The organism is Mesorhizobium sp. M1396, from assembly GCF_040317725.1.
Lineage (GTDB): Bacteria > Pseudomonadota > Alphaproteobacteria > Rhizobiales > Rhizobiaceae > Mesorhizobium.
This window is the reverse complement of the sequence record NZ_JAMYLA010000126.1, coordinates 1-3,544: the sequence shown is the minus strand read 5'-3', so window position 1 is coordinate 3,544 and position 3,544 is coordinate 1. Positions and strand designations below refer to the sequence as shown.

Below are 3,544 nucleotides of genomic sequence, written 5' to 3'. Positions count from 1 at the left end.
ATTTCTAAGAAGTCCATAAAGCTCGCCCATGAATCCAAGTTGCTCAAGCCCGCAAGCGGGCTTGAGTGGCGGCATGGATTTCTAATCCACGCTTCCATCAGCTTTCAGCTACGGAAAGGGCGGCAGAGATGCCGCCCTTTTTGTTTGGGGCGACCTCGGTCGCCGCGCCTCTGTCGGTCGTCAGACGGCGGCATCCGCGCGTTGCCCAACGGCTCGGCGCTCCGCCGAAACGGCCGAAATCATACGTGCCTTCAACGACGTGTTTCAGCGCCACGACCCGTCGCCGCTAGACGGACTGGTGGCGGAAGACTGCGTGATCGAGAACACCACGCTGGCGCCGGACGGTGCCCGCCACGCCGGCAAGGCCGCCTGTGTCGAATTGTGATCGGCGATCGCGACGGACTCGGCACGCGCTTCGACCTCGAAGAGACCTTCGTCGCTGGCGACCGGGCGACGATCCGCTGGCGCTACCGCATGGCGGACGGCAACTCGCTGCGCGGCGTCAATTTGATGCGTGTCGCGGGCGGCCGCATCGTCGAGGGGTAGCGCCAGCCGATCCCTGACCGGTTTCTACCGGTCGGCCAGCGCCAGCTTTGCGCCGAGCATGACGAAGGCGCCGGCGAAGCTTCGGCGCATCCAGGTCAGCACCATTGGCCGTGACACGACATGGCTGCGGATCGAAGCGGCGAAGATGCCGTAGCCGACGAAAACCACGAAGGTCAAAAGCATGAAGACCGAGCTGAGCTCCAGCATCCTCGACAGCGCGTTGGGCTCGGTGGTGCTGACGAATTGCGGCAGGAAGGCGAAGAAGAAGATCGACAGTTTCGGATTGAGCACGTTGACGAGGATGCCGGTGGCAATCACCTTGCGTGCGGAGCGCGGCGTCACATCCTGTTCGACGCTCAGGCCACCCTTTTCCTTCAGCGTGTTCCAGGCCATGTAGAGCAAATAGGCGACGCCGAGATATTTCAGCGTCTCGAAAGCCATCGCGCTGGTGTGCAGCAGCGCCGCAAGGCCGGTGATGGCGGCGGCCATATGCGGGATGATGCCGAGCGTGCAGCCGAAGGCGGCGATGATCGAGGCCCGCGCGCCGCGCGACAGGCCGGCGCTCAGCGTGTAGAGAACGCCGGTGCCAGGCGAAGCCACGACGATCAGCGACGTCAATAGAAATTCGATGCTCACGATGGTTTCCTCCGGCGCCCTGCCCGCCGGGAAGGTATCGGGCCGGACAGTGGCGCACAAGACGGGGAGAGAATGTGATCTCCCTCTTATGGGTAGGGCAATCGCTTATGGGAGGCCGAGGCCTCGCTCTACGAGTACCCCCACCCCTAAGGGGGGAGGGAGACTTCCGTAGGCGCTAACATCGGCAAACTGCCGACGTTTCGACGCCAAAGGAATTGGAGAAGAGCGCGCGGCAGCATTCCCTCCTCCTTGTGGGGAGGGCTAGGGTGGGGGTCCTCTTCGCAAGAATCCACATGCGATTGCCCTGCCAATGTGGGGGAGATTGGCAGCTACACCTGCAATCCGTGTGCCCGGCGCGCCATCAGGCAATCGTCGTCGCCAGGCATGCAGGCGCGGCAGACATCCGGGCGGAGTTCATAGATGCCGCAAGCGGTCGACTTGCCGATCTCGCCGCACAGCGCCGAGCAGCGCACGCCCTCGCAGCGCATGCCGGACAGATTGGCCGCCACATATTTTTCTGGGATGCGGTCGAGCTGCGCGTCGTCCTCGGTGGAAAAGCGCGGCCACTCGGCCGAATAGGAACAGCAGGCGCCGCAGCTCTGGCAGTCGAAGGGAGCAGCGGCACTGCGTTGCGACGACAAAAGGCTTGCGGCGGCCACCAGGGCAGACAGCCCCGGCGCGGCAGGATCGCGATCGGCGTCTTGCGGCAAGGCGCTATTTCTTCTTTGTCTTGCCCTTGGGCGAATCCGCCGGCGACTTGAAGAGATCGGTCGCGGTCTCGGCGGCCCCATCGCCTTTCGGCGCGGCAACCGGCTTGGCCGGCTTCGCGGCGGCGGCCGGGGCTGCCGGCTGGTCCTTGGTGGAGAATTTTATGGCCATGTCAGTCCTCGTCGACGAAGCGCGATGATGGTGCGCGTGGATTGCGCAGGCGGCCGATCAGCGCCGAAACCGCCGTGATGTTCATTTCCTCGGGCGACCAGTTTCTGACTTCCGCGATGTGGTGCACTGCGAGCTCGCGATGCGTGCTGCCGCTGTAGGCGGCGTCCTGATGGGTCACGCGCTCATGGGTCTTGGCGTCTTCGCGGACATATTCGATCAGGTAGTTCGGGCATTCGGCGCGACCGCGCACACCGAGCCGCACCTGGGCATCGCCATGGGCGCGTTTGCAGCGCTCCAGCTTTTCCAGCACCCGGCGCACATATTCGACCGGCTTATTGAGGCCTTCGACCACGTCGGCGATGGTCGAGTCGGCGGCGATCAGTTTCGGAGGCACGCGCTTGGTAGCCATCAGCGTCTTCCGGCCCGTTTCGGCAAAGCGGCGAGCGCCGCGGCCGCTGCCATCTCATCAGCCTCCTTCTCCAGGCGCAATTCGCGCAGGCGCGCGGTCTTGGCTTCCCGCGCCTCGCTGACGGCATCGCGCTCGGAATTGATGCGGTTGAGCGACATCGACTGGGTTTGCGTCTTGCTGAACAAGGACACGGCCTGTTCGACTGTCTTCGAATGAGCGGTCAAAATCTTTCTCCTGTCAGGAGCCTGTGCCGATGGAGCGAGACCGGTTCTTCGATCAGGACCATGCACGAAGCAATACGGCAGCGGATTCAAATTGCTGGAGCGTCCCTTAGCACGTCCAGGCCGGCGCGCAGCGCATTTTCGGCGGCAAAACGCGCAAAATGAAAAAGGCCAGGCACCGCCTGACCTTCATGAGAGCGCCGCGCAACCAGGTGACATCCAAAAGGATGCACGGGGATGCACGGAACGCCCTTCTCATGCGCATGGCATGCCGTGGAAACTCAGGTCTCCGCGGCCATGCGCCCGAATTCGCTACTCACCGGTGCCAGTACATCCGTGGTCACCGGGAGAGCTGAATTCTTTTTTCAGGCCGCCTTCAACTGGTCGGCGGACATCTTGCCCGACTTGTTGTCGCGGACCATCTCGTAGCCGAGCTTCTGGCCCTCGACGATGTCGCGCATACCGGCGCGCTCTACGGCCGAGATGTGGACAAAAACGTCGGCAGAGCCGTCGTCAGGCTGAATAAAACCAAAACCTTTGGTGGCGTTGAACCATTTAACTGTGCCGGTGCTCATGACGAACCCTTTCCATGGCAAATATTCGTTCGACGCCATGCGGATGCACAACGTCGTTTGTCCCGATTTTTGATGTGGGAAGTTCGTCAAAGGCGCGCTCGAAAGCGCGGATAACAAAAGTCAGTCAAACAAATATCGACGAGGTGCTTGTAGACTTCTTTTGGGGTCGTGTCAATTTCTGGTTTTCCTCTCACCAGGGGAATCGGGTGAGTTAATTATCGTGAGATGACGCTTACGAGGAATTCGTCGTCCCAGGCCGCCACTTTTCGTTTCAATCG

General features: G+C 62.0%; 8 protein-coding genes. 2 read left to right on the top strand and 6 right to left on the bottom strand.

Annotated features, from left to right (window positions below; genetic code table 11):
- Positions 1–259 precede the first annotated feature (259 nt).
- Both NKH02_RS34685 and NKH02_RS34680 read left to right on the top strand, forming a co-directional pair.
- On the top strand, positions 260–385 hold the full coding sequence (locus tag NKH02_RS34685; protein ID WP_502911097.1) for a hypothetical protein: 126 nt from the start codon (positions 260–262) through the stop codon (positions 383–385).
- Positions 382–546: a nuclear transport factor 2 family protein gene (locus NKH02_RS34680; RefSeq protein ID WP_502911098.1), complete on the top strand. Its 165-nt coding sequence runs from the start codon at positions 382–384 to the stop codon at positions 544–546. Before NKH02_RS34685 ends, NKH02_RS34680 begins: the two co-directional genes overlap by 4 nt.
- Positions 547–570: 24 nt before the next feature.
- Here NKH02_RS34680 and NKH02_RS34160 read toward each other — a convergent pair whose 3' ends face one another.
- From NKH02_RS34160 to NKH02_RS34135, 6 genes are all read right to left on the bottom strand, one after another.
- A complete protein-coding gene (locus tag NKH02_RS34160; protein WP_352873864.1) occupies positions 571–1,182 on the bottom strand; it encodes a LysE family translocator in 612 nt (203 codons plus the stop codon).
- A 329-nt stretch (positions 1,183–1,511) separates the two neighbouring features.
- Complete coding sequence (locus NKH02_RS34155) at positions 1,512–1,892, bottom strand: YkgJ family cysteine cluster protein (protein WP_352873862.1); 381 nt, start codon at positions 1,890–1,892, stop codon at positions 1,512–1,514.
- A gap of 4 nt (positions 1,893–1,896) precedes the next feature.
- On the bottom strand, positions 1,897–2,061 hold the full coding sequence (locus NKH02_RS34150) for a hypothetical protein (protein ID WP_352873860.1): 165 nt from the start codon (positions 2,059–2,061) through the stop codon (positions 1,897–1,899).
- A gap of 1 nt (position 2,062) precedes the next feature.
- Complete coding sequence (locus NKH02_RS34145) at positions 2,063–2,470, bottom strand: hypothetical protein (RefSeq protein WP_056593642.1); 408 nt, start codon at positions 2,468–2,470, stop codon at positions 2,063–2,065.
- The gene (locus NKH02_RS34140) at positions 2,470–2,694 is read right to left on the bottom strand and encodes a hypothetical protein (protein ID WP_352873859.1); all 225 of its coding nucleotides are present in this window, start codon (positions 2,692–2,694) and stop codon (positions 2,470–2,472) included. Before NKH02_RS34140 ends, NKH02_RS34145 begins: the two co-directional genes overlap by 1 nt.
- Before the next feature lie 362 nt (positions 2,695–3,056).
- A complete protein-coding gene (locus NKH02_RS34135; RefSeq protein ID WP_010915421.1) occupies positions 3,057–3,266 on the bottom strand; it encodes a cold-shock protein in 210 nt (69 codons plus the stop codon).
- Positions 3,267–3,544: the final 278 nt, after the last annotated feature.

Coding starts and splice junctions, on each gene's coding strand:
- NKH02_RS34150 (WP_352873860.1), bottom strand. CDS start 2,061: ATGGCCATAAAATTCTCCACCAAGGACCAGCCGGCAGCCCCGGCCGCC.
- NKH02_RS34145 (WP_056593642.1), bottom strand. CDS start 2,470: ATGGCTACCAAGCGCGTGCCTCCGAAACTGATCGCCGCCGACTCGACC.
- NKH02_RS34135 (WP_010915421.1), bottom strand. CDS start 3,266: ATGAGCACCGGCACAGTTAAATGGTTCAACGCCACCAAAGGTTTTGGT.